Origin of the sequence: Ideonella sp. B508-1 (genome assembly GCF_000333615.1) — a bacterium.
Classification (GTDB): domain Bacteria; phylum Pseudomonadota; class Gammaproteobacteria; order Burkholderiales; family Burkholderiaceae_C; genus Ideonella.
In genome coordinates, this window is the sequence record NZ_BADL01000141.1 from 1 (window position 1) to 15,108 (window position 15,108).

Consider the following 15,108-nt stretch of genomic DNA (forward strand, 5'->3'; position numbering starts at 1 on the left):
ACCCGAGGCGGCGATCTCTGGAGGCAGCCGCCGCAAGGGCAGCATCCGGAACTCAGGCCGCATGATGGACAGCTTGCGGCCATCCTCCAGCGGCACGGTCAGCGCGCGCCCATGCCCCTCCGCCTCGATCTCCAGGTAGCGCCGTGACGCGGCGATGCGCCGCCCCGAGGCGTCCAGCAGCGCCAGCGGGGTGTGCATCCGGTGTGCCCAGCCTTCCAGCGCGGCGGTCTGCTCGGCCTGGGAGGCCGTGTGCGGAGGCAGGGACCCCTGGATCAAGGGACCCCAGCCCGCCAAACGCTCGGACAGCAGCGCATCGGCCCGGGCCCGCTCCTGGGACAGGTGGCGCTCCAGCAACCAACCGGACGCCAGCGCGAACAGCGCCAGCGCCGCGATGACGGTCAGCCAGATCCGGATGTAGAGAGATCTCAATCCGCGTCCTGGCGGCGCGCGAACACGTACCCCGTCCCACGCACGGTCAGCACCCGCTTCGGGTTCTTCGGGTCGTCCTCGATCACCGCCCGGATGCGCGAGACATGCACATCGATGGACCGGTCGAAGGCCTCCAGGGGATGTCCCTTCAGGGCATCCATGATCTGGTCACGGCTGAGCACCCGGCCCGGACTCTGGGCCAGCACGGCCAACAGATCGAACTGGTGGCTGGTCAGCTCGCAGCGCTTGCCACCCAGGCGGGCCTCACGGGCCCCCAGGTCCACCTCGAGGCGACCGAACTCCAGCACATCCTCCACCTCGGGCTCGGGCGTGGCGCGGCGCAGCAGCGCCTTGATCCGCGCCAGCAACTCGCGCGGCTCGAAGGGCTTGGGCAGGTAGTCGTCCGCGCCCAGCTCGAGGCCGACGATGCGGTCCATCGGCTCACCGCGCGCGGTGAGCATCAGCAGGGGCAGGCGCTTGAGCCGGGCGTCATTGCGCAACTCGCGGGTGAGGTCCAGACCATCGCCGTCGGGAAGCATCAGGTCCAGCACCAGCGCATCGAAGGCCCCCACCTGCAGGCGCGATCGCCCATCGGCCAGGGAACCGGCGGTGTCCACGTCGTAGCCGTGGCCACGCAGGTAGTCGCCCACCATGGCGGTGAGGCGGGAATCATCGTCAATCAGCAGAATCTTGGCAGCCGTCATCTCGACCTTCAGGTCGGACGCCGACAGCGGCGCCCGCTGGGAAGACTGGAACGTCAGCATGGTAACTCCCTCTCCTTCAACCCATCACTGCACAAAACGCGGAGGCGGCGGCACATCAGGCATGCCTGGCCGCGGTCCGTCATCGAATTCACCACGATCGCCGGATCCTGGAGGCGCCTTCCACAGAAGGGCCAACTGGGAACGCTGGGCCGGGGTCAGCACGGCCGCCGCATCCAGCGTGGCCTGCAGCAGCCGCCGACTCATTGCGTCATGGGCCTGCTCCATCTGCACGCGCAGGGCCTCGGCGGCCTGAGCATCCACCGTCTGGGCACTCAGCAGGCCAGACCACCGGTCGGCCAGGACGCGGTCGGCCTCTCGCTGCTGCAGATGATCGGCCCGCAAGCCCTCGGCAATGGCCTGCAGCTTCTCGCGCTGGGCAGCCGAGAGCTGGAGCTCCGGCGGCAGGCGATCGCAGTGCAGCACATCCAGCATCGGCACCTCAGGCCGGGGCATGGGCATCGGCATCGGCATCGGCATCGGCCCGCCCGCCGGGGAATGACCTGGCGACGGCAAGCCCTGCGCGGAGGCCAGCGCCACCACCCCCAAGCCTCCCAGCAACACCAACAGCAGCCCCAAACAAGCCACCCGGGCCTGATGCGCTCCCGGGCTCGAACGCTTCATCGCGGCATCCTTTCTGAGCCCCACCGGGCCATGGAAGGCAATGCTCAGGGGGCTGCGTTAGCCCGCGTTGGCCCATCCGTAAAGATCGGTAAACCGCTCGCCAGAAACAGGCATCCGCCAAGTTTGTTCGCTCAGCCGCGGGACACCCCAGTCCCGTTGCTCCGCGATGAGCGCCTTCACCGGACCATCCTCTCCTGCGCGCCGCCTTGCTGCAGGCTTTCAGCGTGGATTCTTGGGTTGACCGGAGAAGGCCAGCCTGCGGACAATTCGGGCATCTCCACTTGACGGCTTTGCCATGAACCCAGCGCCTACCAGCTGGCCTTCGCCGTCCTGTCAGTCGAGGGCTTGAACGCTTCAAGCCAGCGCGCACCGGGCGGTGGAGGCTGAGAACCACCACTCCCGGGATCGCGCCCGCAATTTGCTCGCCCTGTTGTCGAGCCACGGCCTCCCGGACCCTTCACGAGCACGCGGCACTGTCGGTGTCGCGTTCGTCCATTGCGCCCAGAGCGCGATGGCGGGAGACCCCCGTGCATCAACTCATTGCCCGCCGCCGACTGCTGTCGAACACCTATCAGGCTGCGCTCAACAAACTGCCCGACACCCGCAAGTTCACCCAGTGCCTCGGTCCAGGCCTCATTACCGGAGCCGCCGACGACGATCCCAGCGGTATCGCCACCTACTCCCAGGCCGGCTCGCAATTCCGCTTCGGTCTGGTGTGGATGCTGTTGCTGACCACGCCGTTGATGATCGGCATCCAGATGCTGTCAGCCCGTATCGGGTGGGTGACCCGCCAAGGCCTGGCTGCCAACATCGCCAAGGTCTGCCCTCGCTGGCTGACCCTGTCACTGGTGGCCCTGCTGGTGGTGGCCAACACGATCAACATCGCGGCCGACATCGGAGCCATGGCGGAAGCAGCCCACCTACTGGTGGGTGGCCCGCACGTCCTCTTCATCGTTGGATTCGGAAGCACCTGCGTTCTTGTTCAGGTGCTCTTCTCGTATGAACGCTCGGTTCGTGTGCTCAAGTGGTTGACACTCGCGCTATTCTCGTACGTTGCGGTTGTTCTGGTAGTGCGCGTTCCGTGGCATCAGGCGACCCTGGAGTCATTGCAGCCCTGGGTCTTCTTCCCCGCTGAGGCGAAGTTCAGCGACTACGCCAGCATGAGCGTGGCGGTGCTGGGAACGACCATCAGCCCTTACTTGTTCTTCTGGCAGGCCGCGCAGGAGGTCGAGGAGATCCGCCTTCGGCCCAACGCAGCCGAGTTGCGCTCGGTGCCCGCCTATGCCCAGGACCACCTGCTCCGCATCAAGCAGGACACCTACATCGGCATGTCCTTCTCCAACCTCGTCGCGCTGTGCATCGTGCTGGCCACGGCGGTGACGCTGAACATGCATGGCATCACGAATATCCAGACGTCGTCCCAGGCTGCGGAGGCCCTGCGCCCCGTGGCCGGCGAATTCGCATTCGCGGTCTTTACGCTGGGGATCGTCGGCACCGGCTTGCTGGCCGTGCCAGTCCTTGCCGGGTCAGCAGCGTACGCAGTCAGCGAGGGGCTCGACTGGAAGGGCAGTCTCGCCCATGGCTTTCATGAGGCACGCGGCTTCTACGCCATCATCATCGCCGCCACGGCCATCGGCACGGTGATGAGCGCGTTCGAGCTTGATCCCATAAAAGCGCTCGTCTGGAGCGCCATCGTCAATGGCGTCATCTCCGTGCCAATCATGGCCGTGATGATGTGGATCGGCCAATCGAGCCGGGTCATGGGCGCACTGACGATCTCGGGACGCCACCGCTTCATTGGCTGGGCGGCCACCGTTGTGATGGCAGTCGCCGTGGCGGTGATGTTCATCACGGCCTGAGCGCCGCAACCTTGCCGGTTCAATTTTGAGCAGGAAGCATGGAATACCCATTTAGTCCTGGGCGTTGACGCCGGTCAGACGGTTCTTCTTGGGTAGCCTGCTCATAGGCGTTGGTTGCCGACAACGCTGGCACTGCGCATTGCGGGCTGATTTATGGGTAGACAAAGAAAAAGCCGCTAGAAGCGGCTTTTCGGGGGCTATTTGGCGGAGGGAGTCAGCTGTAAAAAGGCTGGGAACCCAGCATTGGCGCGGGTTCCCGGGGTGTCAGGAAGTCGCATGCCCCCAGCCGTGCCCCAATCCATGTTTCGTGTATTTTGCGTCCTGTTCCTCTTTTTCAATTTCGACTTGGCTTCAAAATCGACGGGAACAGCGGGACGGCGGGAACACCCTCAGTAACCCATTTTCCTCAAAAGAGTTTTCTGTTCCCGCCAATGCAAAAGGGTGTTCCCGTCGCCCTGTTTGGACGGGAACACCCCTTCGGAGCTTGAGGCCCGGCTTTCGGGCCATTCAGGTGGCGCCAGCCAGCCGGCGTGCAGGTCAGACCACAGCGTGTCCGCGAAGATCGACGCCTTGACGTGGTAATACGCCGTCAGGCCCATCCCGGGAAGACGGCGCTTGTTCGTCAGGCGGTCCTTTTCGTGCACCAGGTGGCCGCGCTGGCGCAGCAGGGTGGCCACGGCCGAGTGGTCGAAGCCCTTGCAGATGTCTCGCCAGCGCTCGCGCAGGATCATGTAATCCACCGTGGCTTCGCGGCGCTCCAGGATGGCGCTGCCGGTGCGTTCCAGGTAGTCGGTGGCTGAGTCGGCCTTGATCGGCTCGCCATCGCCGTCCATCAGAATCTTGAAGCCGGCGCGCAGCGGAGTGTTGGGCTTGTGGTCATCCATGGCCCGGTGGTGCCAGGTGAACAGTGCTTCGCCGTTCGTCTCCAGGAAGGCGCGCACCTGGCGCAGCATGGCCACCTCTTCGCCGTTGTCCAGGTGGCCACGGGCGGCCAGCCAGGCGTTGAAGCACTCGCGCACGGCCCAGGCGGCGTGCCCGGCTGGCCACGGCAAGATGCCGGCTTCAATGGCCAGCTCGCCCGCGGCGGCCACCAGGGCAAAGCGGTTACCCACCCGGCGCACCTGCTCGCTGGCGGCCTCGGGCACCATGGCGCCGCGGTGGCGCTCGATGGCTGGGGCCAGCAGGCCGGGCAGCGCTTCAAACCGCGGGGCCAGCCATTCCAGCCAGGACCGGCCCGCGCTGCCGTACAGGCGGGCGCCCGCCTTGGTCACGGCCTCGGCCATGTGATTGGCCGTGCTCTTCTTTAAGCTGGATCACCCAGAAACTCAAGGGCTCTTGTCGGCCCCATCGCGCTCATCGGCAAGCCGGCCATCTTCCCGGTCAGTCAGCGTGAGCAAGATGTCGGCATACCAAGCACAGTTCAGGCCCAGTGACTCGTCTTGGGTGATGTCCCGCGTGGCCATGTCCATGCGGCTGGAATGCACACCCAGGAGGAACCAGCGGGGGCGCCCCGCGCCACGGACGGCTCCGGTCCGGGCCAGCACCGGCGAACCGCTGCTCCCGCGGTGCATGCGCGCATCCGTCAGGAAGAATCCCTGTCCCTGAAAGCGAACGCCATAGCAAGAGGCAATGCTGGCCTGCCGAACCACCGGAAGGTGGTGAACGGTGTCAAAGAAACCCAGAGGGAATCCGGGGATGGCCAGGCTGTCGCCAACCTCGAACATGTCGAATCCAGCAGTGAGGTGCGTCACGCCGAAAGCACGCAGGACGCCATCGGCGGGCAAGGCGCTTCTGTCGATTTCAAGAGCGGCCACATCAATGTCTCCGCCGCCATCCCGGGCCTGGTGCCACGCCGCCAGACCGCCCCGATGCAAGAGAATCGACAAGGTGGACAAGCTCGTCAGATCACCAGGATCCGTGTGGATCTCGATCTCGATGCGATCAGGGGTGTGCCGACTCGGTGCGTCGAAGAGCACATGCCGACTGGTGATGAGAAAGAGCCGTCCATCACGCTCAAAGAAGAAACCACTGGCCGAGGACAGGCTGTTGCGTCCCTGGAAGGTCAGTACGCGGGTGACACCAAACAGCGCCTCGTCCTGTACTCGCCCGTCACAGCTTGTGGGGGCTGGCGGACCCGCTGGAGTCAACTGGGAACGGTATCCATGGTCCCAGGCATCGCGTCTGTCCGCCCACCGCTGCAGGCTCTCGCCAGTGGCTTCTGGCTGGTTGACCGAGTTGCGCATGGGATTGGAGGCCATATCCTCCCCGCGAACTGCCGCCTTAGCACCCTGGCGCTCCAGTTCGGCGTACTCGCCGTTGTCGGCGAAGAGGGCAGGAGAATGCTGGCTGGAGCTTGGAACACCCTTCGCAGGCGCCATGCCTTCATCATCAAAAGGGGGATCGGATTGGGAAGAAGGCAAGGGACAGCGCTCCTGGTGAGGACTTGTCCCGTCAAAGGCGACTTCGCGCCCATGGCGTTTCAAGCAGATCGATGGGCGGGGGCTTGCCACGTTCAACGCCCCGTCAGGGGTCTCATCCTATCCCGAAGGGCTGGCGCCGACCTCAGCCCAAGCTGGCAGCCTTGATCCTCTGTGAGACCGCCTGTTCCGATTGACGGGCTGACGGACCGCAGTGATGATCCCCAAGCGTCTGGACTGGCACGTGGGCGACAGGGGGGACTCTTGAACGCACGAAACGGCTACAAAAGGGCGCGGCGCAAACTGGCCGTACTGAGGTTGGAGATCGCGAAGGCCGAAACTGCTCTTTCAACGATACGAGCAGCGATTCGTGAGGCCCGCAGCGATTCCGGGCTGGCCACGGTGCAGGGCGTACGCGCCGAGAATCAGCAACTCCTGGCGACCAACCTCCTGGCGACCAAGGAGGTCCAGGCTACCTTGGCTGCACTGAACTTGGCTGTGCACGCATCCCAGACCGACCCGTTGACCGGCCTGCGCAATCGCAGCGTCCTGCGGGACAGGCTCATGCAGGAGCTCGAGGTTGCCGACAGGCAGAAACACCATGTCGCGGTCTTTCTGTTGGACCTGAATGACTTCAAGCGACTGAACGATCTGCGCGGGCACGCGGTCGGTGATCGGATGCTTCAGCAGGTAGCACGCGCCTTGACTGGCGCTGTCAGAGCCAGCGATACGGTCTGCCGCCTCGGTGGAGACGAATTCGTGGTCATTGCGCCCACCGCCTTGCGAAGTGACGTCGATCAGCTTGCTCTGAAGATTGAGCATGCCGTGCATGAGCCAACTTCGCTCGATGGCTGGGTCACCTGCCTTTCCGCCAGTCTCGGGTTCAGCGTGTATCCAGAGGATGGCAGCAGCGTGGAGGCTCTGCTCCAGCATGCCGACGAAGCCATGTACCGTGTCAAGAACGCCAGGCTTCAACGGCCAGACGACCAGGCGGCAACGGTGACCTGACTCGCACAGATGCAGCAAGGCCAAGGCGCAAGGTCAACTGCGTCCGCGTCAGGCCTTTAAAAGGTGGCGACGCATCACCTGCCGGCGGATGTTCTCGCCCACCACCGTCAGTCGAAGGCCGCCAGCATGCCATTCGAGCCAATCCAAGGCCACATAGTCTTCAATGTGCCCGGTCTCGATTTCGCTCGCGCGGCGAAGGCGCAGCAGGTCGACACAAGTGGGAAGCGCATCCCGAAGGGACTCGCGGCGCAGGATCAGGGTGGATTCAGGGGACATGGTCGGGCCCTTGCGTGTGTGGATGGAGCGAACGACGAGCCGTTTGCTCCTAGGGAAGGACCGCGTGCAGGGCGCCCCCACGATGGGGCCTGCAGGAAGACAGCCCCGAACACCGGGCCTGCCGCTGCATCCTACTCTGCATGGGCGTCACGCGTCCGTCTTCTTCATCCGAACCGGCGTGGGCAGGTCGATGGCCACCGGTGGCAGCCCCGCCTCGTGGCGGGCCCACATCTGCGCATAGAGCGCTTCAAGGTCGGCCGTGTAGGCCAGGACATCGAACAGGTGTGCGGCGTGGCGCCGCGCCTCAAACTCACGGCGCAGCGTCTGAAGTCGGGGTGGGTCCAATGCCAGGGCGCGCGCCAGCGCCACATAGTCCGCGGACGTGTAGGTGATCAACGTCGACAGTCCGGCCGCCTGTAGCAGGCCACCTGCCACCCGGGATGCAAAGGTGGCGCCCGTCAGGGTCACCAGCGGCACGCCAGCAGAAAGCGCGTCGCTGGCGGTGGTGTGGGCGTTGTAGGGCCAGGTGTCGAGCATCAGGTCCATGAGCGGCAGACGGGCCAGATGTTCGGCCTGTGACAGATCGGGCGCGAAGATCAGGCGGTGCGGCAACACGCCACGCGCCAGCGCTTCGTTGCGGAGGTTGCCGCTGGCCTGGGGATCGTCGAGCAGCCACAGGACGCTGTCCGGAACGGACCGCAGCAGTTCGCACCAGGCATCGAAGACCGCCGGTGTCAGCTTCCAGGCCTGGTTGAAGCAGGCGAAGACGAAGCCTTGCGCTGGCAGGCCCGCCGCCTGTCGCGTGGGCACCGGTTGCCGCAGGTGACTCACCCGCCCCCGGGGCTGATAGCTGTGGGGCATGCAGGCCAGCGCCTCCTGATAGTCACCCGCAGCCGCGTGGGGCGTCACAAAGCGATCGCTGATCAGGTAATCGACGAAGTCCTGACCCAGGGTGCCCGGATAGCCGAGAAAGCTCACCTGAATGGGAGCGGGGCGATGGGCGAGCAGCAGGGTGCGGCTGCCTTGGGTGTAGCCCTTGAGGTCGACCAGGATGTCCAACTGGTCGTCCCGCATCTGCCCTGCGGCCCGGCTGTCGTCCCAGGTATGGATGTCCCGGAACACATCGAATACGGCCATCAAGCGCTGACGCATGCCCTTGCCATCATCTTCCGCGTGGCTGTAGGCGTAGAGCTCGACGCGGTTGCGGTCATGGGCTTCCAGCATCTCCACCATCAGCATCGCGGTGGCGTGCTGCTGAAAGTCGCCGGAAAGGTAACCTACGCGCAAACGGGCCTTGCCCGGGGGCCCCTGGAACTGAACCGCCGGGGGTGCCTCAGGGCCCGTGCGCAACGCAGACAGCCGCTCCGAAAGCCAGCGGGTGGCGCAAACACGCTGCTCGGCGGCATCAATGCCAGGCATGCCCAGCAGCAGAAAGGGGGGCCAGGTCGCCGCCGCCGGATCGACCATGTCGGCGCGCACGCGGTCGGGCCAAGTGTGGAAGTCGGACCACTCACACCAGGCTCTTGCGCGGGCGTAATGTCGGATGTGTCTGGAGCCCGACATGGGAGAGGCAGGTTGAATGGTCACGAATGGCCCAAGCAAGTCCTACGCCGTGCTTGGGCGTGGGGCCTTCCTGTGCCCCCAAATGTGCCCCCAAAAAGTCCCGGCTCTTGCCGAACCTTAACGGACCTTGGCGGAACGCCCAGACGCAAAAAAGCCCCGTCTGGCGGGGCTTTGTGCTGTTCTAGCGGTCCTCAACGGACGCTGCCGGAACGATCTTTGGCGGAGAGGGAGGGATTCGAACCCTCGGTACGTTATTCACGTACGCCTGATTTCGAGTCAGGTACAATCGACCACTCTGCCACCTCTCCTGAAAGCGGCATCTTCAGGTGCTTCGAGAAGCGCTCCTGAAGACTTTCACCCTGGGGTGGTCACCACCGAGTGAAGCTGTGCATTCTAGCGCAGGCTTTTGAAGTTCAGCAAGCGGCTCGCGTGGGAATCTCACCCACCGCCTCCAACCGCGCTCACGACGACTCGTCCGGCCAGGCCTGCTCCCGCATCAGCGCGATCAGCTCCTCGCCCGAAGGCAGCGCACCGCCCTCCTCGCCCGCCAGCATCAGGTCGGCCAGTTCGCGCTTGTCGCGGTGCAGGGTCAGGATCTTCTCTTCCAGCGTGCCTTCGGTGACCAGACGGTAGACCGTCACCGGCCGCTGCTGGCCGATGCGGTGAGCCCGGCCGCTGGCCTGGTCTTCCACCGCCGGGTTCCACCAGGGGTCGGCGATGACCACATAGTCGGCCACGGTCAGGTTCAGGCCGAAGCCGCCGGCTTTCAGGCTGATCAGGAACAGGTCGCCCACGCCGGCCTGGAAGGCGTCGACGCGCTGCATGCGCTCGGCCGCGGGGGTGCTGCCGTCCAGGTACTGGTAGGCGATGCCCGCCGCGTCCAGCGGTGCCTTCAGCAGGGCCAGGAAGTCGACAAACTGGCTGAACACCAGGGCCTTGTGGCCGTTGGCCACCAGTTCGGCCGCCAGCTCACCGAAGGCCTGCACCTTGGCGCCCACCAGGCTCAGTGAGGGCGTGACCAGACGCGGGTCGCAGGCGGCGCGGCGCAGCCGGGTCAGCCCGGCCAGGATGTTGAACTGGGCCTGCCCCGGTGTGTCGCCCGACAGGCTGCGCTCGGCGGCCACCAGGGCGTCGCGCCGCAGGGCCTCGTAGTGGGCCTGCTCGGCGGCGTCGGGCTGCACCTTGAGCACCAGCTCGGTCCGCGGCGGCAGGTCGTCCAGCACTGGGCCTTGGTGGGACGCAGATGAAGGGGGCGATCAGGCCGCTGACCTGCCGGCGCGCGGCCTTGTCGCGCTTGCGTTCAATGGGGCCGGCAAAGCGCTCGTTGAAGCGCGCCACCGTGCCCAGCAGGCCGGGGTTGCAGGCCTGCATGACCGACCACAGCTCGCCCAGCCGGTTCTCGATGGGCGTGCCCGACAGTGCCAGGCGGAAACCCGCCTGCAGGCCGAACACCGCCTGGGTGCGCTTGGCCGCCGCGTTCTTGATGGCCTGGGCCTCGTCCAGCACCAGGGTGGCCCAGGGGCGTGCGGCAAAGGCCTCGGCCTCGGGCTGCAGCAGCGCGTAGGACACCAGCAGCACCTGGCCCGGCCGGTCCAGCGCGCGCTGGGCGGCCCGGTCGGCCCCCGGCTCGCCATAGACCTGCACGTCCAGCGAGGGGGCGAAGCGCCGCGCCTCGGCCCGCCAGTTGCCCACCAGCGAGGTGGGGGCCACCACCAGGGCCGGGCCCTGCGCGGCACGGGCCAGCAGCACGGCCAGGGCCTGCAGGGTCTTGCCCAGGCCCATGTCGTCGGCCAGACAGGCGCCCAGGCCGGCGTACGACAGGCGCATGGCCCATTCGAAGCCTTCTTCCTGGTAGGGCCGCAGCGTGGCCTGCAGGGTCTTGGGCAGGACCGGCACCCAGGCCCGCGCCTCGTCCAGGCGGGCGAGTTGCTGGGCGAAGGCCTCGTCCACCTGCACGCTCAAGTCCTCGGTCAGCTGCTGCAGCCAGGGCGCGGCCAGCTTGGGGATGCGCAGCGTGGCCAGATCGTCCTTGCCGGCCCGCAGCCCGGCCACCACGGCCAGGGCGTCCAGACGCTCCTTGAGTTCCTGCGTCAGCGCCAGAACGCGGCCTTCGCCCAGCGGCACGAAGCGGCTCTTGCGCCCCTGCTGCAGGGCCACCAGCTGCTGCAGGCCCAGCACCAGTTCCTCGTCCACCGCCAGCTCGCCCTCCAGCGCCAGCCATTCCTGGCGGGTGTGCACGCGCAGGGTCAGGGCGGCGGTGCCGCGGCTGTCCACGCGCAGGGCCTGGCCCTGGGGCCAGTCCAGGGCCTGCAGGGCGTTGAGCGGCTGCAGGCGTTCCACCACGGCCAGGGCCTGCTCGGGCTCGTCCAGCGTCCATTCGCAGGGCGCGCCCTCGGGTGCGGCGGCCAGCAGCGGGCAGGCCTGCAGCACGGTGTCCAGGTGGGCGCGCTCGGCCGCCAGGTCGCGCTGCACGCCCAGCGATTCACCGCCCAGCGTGGCCACCAGCCGGGCCCGCCCGCTGCCGGGCACCAGGCGCGGGCCCTCGGCGGCGAAGTCCGGCCCGAAGGGCGCCGCCACCAGGCGCAGCTGCAGGCCATCGCCCACCGGCACCAGTTCCGCGCGCAGCCGGGCATCAGCAGGCAGTTCGCGCGCGGCCTGGGCGGTCTGGGCATCGTCGCTGTGGATGCGGAAGTGCGCCCCCAGGCCGGTCAGCACCTGCTGCAGCTGCCCCGCGCCCTGGGGCGGGATGTCCAGCCCCTGGGGGCCCAGCAACTGAGCCACCCGCTTCTGGGCCGGGGTGAGGCGCACCAGCCGCGCCCGGCGCGGGCCGTCGCGCACCACGCAGATCAGGCGCAGCGCTTCCAGCTGTTTCTGCTCGGCGGCGCTGCCGCCCCAACGGGCCTGGGCCTCGTCGGCGGCCACCTGCATGGGCGGCCACAGGCGCACCCGCAGGCGCTCGCCCTCGCGCAGCACCTCCAGCTCGGCACTGGCCTCCTGCAGTTCGATGGGCTGCTCGGGGTCGTCGGACAGGGCGACGGACGGGTGACCCACCAGCGCCGCCACGGCGGCCGGCAGATCGAAACGCACATCGCGCCCGTAGCGCTCCTGCTGCAGGGTGCGGGCCACCGCGGCATCGGCCGGCGGCAGGGCCTCGGCCCCGCGCTGCAGGCGCGACAGCGGCACCTCCTTGAGCTTGCCCCAGCCGCGCGCGCCCTGCTTTTGCTCCAGGGCCAGCAGGTCCAGCACCGCACCCCGGGTGTCCAGCTCCAGCACCCAGCGCAAGCGGGTCTCGGCAGCGGCTGCGGGCTCGGCCGGCGTGGGCGCGACGATGCCCTGCAAGGCCTCCAGGGCCTGCTGCCACTGCTCGCGCGGACCGGCAATGAAGAAGCCCGCCGGGGGCCGCTCGCCCTGCAGCACGGCCAGAGCGCCGTCCAACTGGGCCACGGCGGCCTGCTGTCCGGCGGCCCGCAGGCGCTCGCGCAGTTGGCCGGCCGCCTCCATCTCGGCCGGCAGCAGGGTCTCGGGCAGAGCCCCTTCCTTGAGCCAGGCGCGCATCAGCCAGCGCCACAGGTCCAGCGGCGAAACCTGTACCCGCCCGCCCAGGGTGTAGGGCCGGAAGCTGCCCAGCTCGCGCCGGGCCTCGCCCTGGCGCATCTGGATGGCCAGGGCGATGAAACCATAAGGGCTGTCCAGCACCGGCTCACGCTTGCCGCCCTCGCCCAGGCAGAACTTGAGCGCCGTGGCCAGGTCGGCCGCCGTGCCGCGGGCCAGCAGGGCCAGCACATAGGCGGTGCCGGCCAACTGAGGCAGCAGCCGCGTGCGCCGCCCGGTGAGTTTGCGCAGGTCGGCCAGGGCCTGCTCGGTGCCAACGATGCAGGCCGCCCACTGCCCCGCCTGCGCGGCCAGCAGGGCCTGGAAGGCGCCGTGCAGCGCCATACGCCCCGGCAGGGCCGCATCGTCGGGCGTGCCGCTGGCCTGCAGGGCCGGCGCCACGCAGGCCTCCAGACACTCCCCCCGCCCCTGGGCGCACAGCCACTCGGCCTGGGTCCAGCGCAGCACGTTGAGGGCGGCTGGCTCGCCGGGGCCGCCCCGGGCCAGCAGACCGGTGACGGCGGCGTTCAGGTCCAGCCCTTCGGGGGCGGGCAGCAGGTTCAGGCAGCCGACCACGGCGTCCTGCAGGGTGATGGCGGCCACCTCGGGCGCCAGCCAGGGCCAGGTGGCGTCGCTCAGCACGGGGCCCACGGCCAGCGGCAGCATCTGGTCCAGGCGGTCGCAGCCCCAGGGCAGGCGGGGCTCCAGGCCCTTGAGTTCCAGCAGGGAAGCGCCGGTCAGCGCCTCCAGCCGGATGCGCGCCACCGCCGCATCCACCGAAGGCAGGCGGGTGTCGCCATGGCGGCTCAGCGCCAGCAGCGGGTAGCCGTCGCAGCGCGCCAGGGTGTCGCGCAGGGTTTCGGCCGACGCGGTGTCCAGCAAAGCCTGCCAGGCCGGCGCCACCGCGGCCGGCTGGAGCGACCAGTAGCCGGTGCGGCGCAGGTCCTGCGCCACCCAGCCGCCCTGCCCCAGCGCATGCAGGGCCTCGCGCACCTGCTCCTGGGTGGGGCGGCGCTCGCCAGCCTCGCGCAGCGCGGGTTCGGCCAGGGCCTCGAAGACCCAGCTGCGCGGGCGTGCCACCGCACCCAGCGCCAGCGCGCCCAGCACCGCGCGCGCCAGGGGCGGCAGCGCGGCGTGGGCCTCGGTCGTCACACCGGACAGGATGGGCGGCCCGTCAGGCTCAGGCCTGCAGGACGGTCAGACCGCCCAGGTAGGGCTGCAGCGCCTCGGGGACGGCGATGCTGCCGTCGGCCTGCTGGTAGTTCTCCAGCACGGCCACCAGAGTGCGGCCCACCGCCAGGCCGGAGCCGTTGAGGGTGTGGACCAGCTCGGTCTTGCCCTGGGCGTTCTTGAAGCGGGCCTGCATGCGGCGGGCCTGGAAGTCGCCCATGTTGGAACACGAGCTGATCTCGCGGTAGGTGTTCTGCGCCGGCACCCACACTTCCAGATCGTAGGTCTTGGTGGAGCCGAAGCCCATGTCGCCACTGCACAGCAGCACCGCGCGGTAGGGCAGGCCCAGGGCCTGCAGCACGGCCTCGGCGTGGCCGGTCATCTCCTCCAGCGCGGCGTTGCTGTGCTCGGGTGCGACGATCTGCACCATCTCGACCTTGTCGAACTGGTGCTGGCGGATCAGGCCGCGGGTGTCGCGGCCGGCCGAGCCGGCTTCCGAGCGGAAGCAGGGGCTGTGGGCGATCAGCTTGATGGGCAGTTCATCGGCCGCCAGGATGCTGTCGGCCACCGTGTTGGTCAGCGTGACCTCGGCGGTGGGGATCAGGTACCACTTGCTGCTGGCGGCCTCGGCCGCACCGGAGGTGACGTGGAAGAGGTCCTGCTCGAACTTGGGCAGCTGGCCGGTGCCCTGCATGGTCTTGCCGTGCACGATGTAGGGCGTGTAGCACTCGGTGTAGCCGTGGCGGGTGGTGTGCAGGTCCAGCATGAACTGGGCGAGCGCGCGGTGCAGCCGGGCGATGGGACCGCGCATCACGCTGAAGCGCGAACCGCTGAGCTTGGCGCCCGTCTCGAAGTCCAGGCCCAGGGGCGCGCCCAGGTCCACATGGTCCTTGACCGGGAAGTCGAAGCTGCGCGGCGTGCCCCAGCGGCGCACTTCCACGTTGGCGGTCTCGTCGGCGCCCACCGGCACCTCGGCCTGAGGCAGGTTGGGCACGCCCAGCAGCATGTCGGCCATCTCGCCCTGCAGGGCGTCCAGACGGGCCGCGCCGGAGGTCATCTCATCGGCAATGGCGGCCACCTCGGCCATCAGGGTGCTCACCTCGGCCGCGGTGTCCTCGCCCTTGGCGGCCTTGCCCTTGAGCATGCCGATCTGCTTGGACAGGCTGTTGCGCTTGGCCTGCAGCTCCTCGGTGCGGACCTGCAACTGCTTGCGCTCGCCTTCGAGCGTCTTGAAACGGTCGACGTCCAGGAAGGGCTGGGGGTTCTTGCGGGTCTGGAGGCGGGCCACGACGGCGTCCAGGTCGCGCCGCAGCAGGCTGATGTCGAGCATGGTGTGTTCTTTCGGGGAATTCGGGAAATTGTAGGCAGAGGGGCGCGCGCTGGCGCCCGCCCCTCGTGTGGAATCAGCGG

The 15,108-nt window shown here is 68.1% G+C and carries 11 protein-coding genes, 1 tRNA gene and 1 pseudogene; 2 read left to right on the top strand and 11 right to left on the bottom strand.

Annotation, left to right across the window (positions count from 1 at the left end):
• The 3 genes and pseudogenes from I73_RS26315 to I73_RS30760 form a co-directional block, all read right to left on the bottom strand.
• Window positions 1-429, bottom strand: a pseudogene (locus I73_RS26315) (two-component sensor histidine kinase); the annotation flags it as partial.
• On the bottom strand, window positions 426-1,133 hold the full coding sequence (locus tag I73_RS06170) for a response regulator (protein WP_040499738.1): 708 nt from the start codon (window positions 1,131-1,133) through the stop codon (window positions 426-428). The gene I73_RS06170 and the pseudogene I73_RS26315, both read right to left, overlap by 4 nt.
• 84 nt (window positions 1,134-1,217) lie before the next feature.
• On the bottom strand, window positions 1,218-1,814 hold the full coding sequence (locus I73_RS30760; RefSeq protein WP_083876577.1) for a Spy/CpxP family protein refolding chaperone: 597 nt from the start codon (window positions 1,812-1,814) through the stop codon (window positions 1,218-1,220).
• A 527-nt stretch (window positions 1,815-2,341) separates the two neighbouring features.
• Between I73_RS30760 and I73_RS06180 the strand changes: the two genes are divergently transcribed.
• Window positions 2,342-3,673 (top strand): NRAMP family divalent metal transporter, encoded by a 1,332-nt coding sequence (locus tag I73_RS06180; protein ID WP_022979816.1) that lies wholly within the window; start codon window positions 2,342-2,344, stop codon window positions 3,671-3,673.
• A 389-nt stretch (window positions 3,674-4,062) separates the two neighbouring features.
• Here I73_RS06180 and I73_RS06185 read toward each other — a convergent pair whose 3' ends face one another.
• Together I73_RS06185 and I73_RS26325 are read right to left on the bottom strand one after the other, a co-directional pair.
• Window positions 4,063-4,956, bottom strand: coding sequence for a hypothetical protein (locus I73_RS06185; RefSeq protein WP_022979817.1), 894 nt, complete (start codon window positions 4,954-4,956; stop codon window positions 4,063-4,065).
• Window positions 4,957-4,998: 42 nt separating this feature from the next.
• Complete coding sequence (locus I73_RS26325; protein ID WP_234409424.1) at window positions 4,999-6,093, bottom strand: serine protease; 1,095 nt, start codon at window positions 6,091-6,093, stop codon at window positions 4,999-5,001.
• Between the two features lie 261 nt (window positions 6,094-6,354).
• Between I73_RS26325 and I73_RS26330 the strand changes: the two genes are divergently transcribed.
• Complete coding sequence (locus I73_RS26330) at window positions 6,355-7,098, top strand: GGDEF domain-containing protein (RefSeq protein WP_159105854.1); 744 nt, start codon at window positions 6,355-6,357, stop codon at window positions 7,096-7,098.
• A 48-nt stretch (window positions 7,099-7,146) separates the two neighbouring features.
• Here the strand turns inward: I73_RS26330 and I73_RS26335 are convergent, their stop codons facing one another.
• From I73_RS26335 to serS, 6 genes are all read right to left on the bottom strand, one after another.
• On the bottom strand, window positions 7,147-7,374 hold the full coding sequence (locus I73_RS26335; RefSeq protein WP_022979820.1) for a hypothetical protein: 228 nt from the start codon (window positions 7,372-7,374) through the stop codon (window positions 7,147-7,149).
• 147 nt (window positions 7,375-7,521) lie between these two features.
• Window positions 7,522-8,853: a UDP-N-acetylglucosamine-peptide N-acetylglucosaminyltransferase gene (locus tag I73_RS06205; RefSeq protein WP_234409425.1), complete on the bottom strand. Its 1,332-nt coding sequence runs from the start codon at window positions 8,851-8,853 to the stop codon at window positions 7,522-7,524.
• Window positions 8,854-9,154: 301 nt separating this feature from the next.
• Window positions 9,155-9,245, bottom strand: a tRNA-Ser gene (locus I73_RS06210).
• 153 nt (window positions 9,246-9,398) lie between these two features.
• Window positions 9,399-9,935, bottom strand: a complete 537-nt coding sequence (locus I73_RS33755; protein WP_306304223.1) for a DEAD/DEAH box helicase — start codon at window positions 9,933-9,935, stop codon at window positions 9,399-9,401.
• Window positions 9,907-13,680, bottom strand: a complete 3,774-nt coding sequence (locus I73_RS32080) for an SNF2-related protein (protein ID WP_051049072.1) — start codon at window positions 13,678-13,680, stop codon at window positions 9,907-9,909. Before I73_RS32080 ends, I73_RS33755 begins: the two co-directional genes overlap by 29 nt.
• Before the next feature lie 28 nt (window positions 13,681-13,708).
• Entirely contained in the window at window positions 13,709-15,028 is a 1,320-nt protein-coding gene (gene serS / locus I73_RS06225) for a serine--tRNA ligase (protein ID WP_022979822.1), read from the bottom strand.
• Window positions 15,029-15,108: the final 80 nt, after the last annotated feature.

Coding starts and splice junctions, on each gene's coding strand:
- I73_RS06170 (WP_040499738.1), bottom strand. CDS start 1,133: ATGACGGCTGCCAAGATTCTGCTGATTGACGATGATTCCCGCCTCACC.
- I73_RS30760 (WP_083876577.1), bottom strand. CDS start 1,814: ATGAAGCGTTCGAGCCCGGGAGCGCATCAGGCCCGGGTGGCTTGTTTG.
- I73_RS06185 (WP_022979817.1), bottom strand. CDS start 4,956: ATGGCCGAGGCCGTGACCAAGGCGGGCGCCCGCCTGTACGGCAGCGCG.
- I73_RS26335 (WP_022979820.1), bottom strand. CDS start 7,374: ATGTCCCCTGAATCCACCCTGATCCTGCGCCGCGAGTCCCTTCGGGAT.
- serS (WP_022979822.1), bottom strand. CDS start 15,028: ATGCTCGACATCAGCCTGCTGCGGCGCGACCTGGACGCCGTCGTGGCC.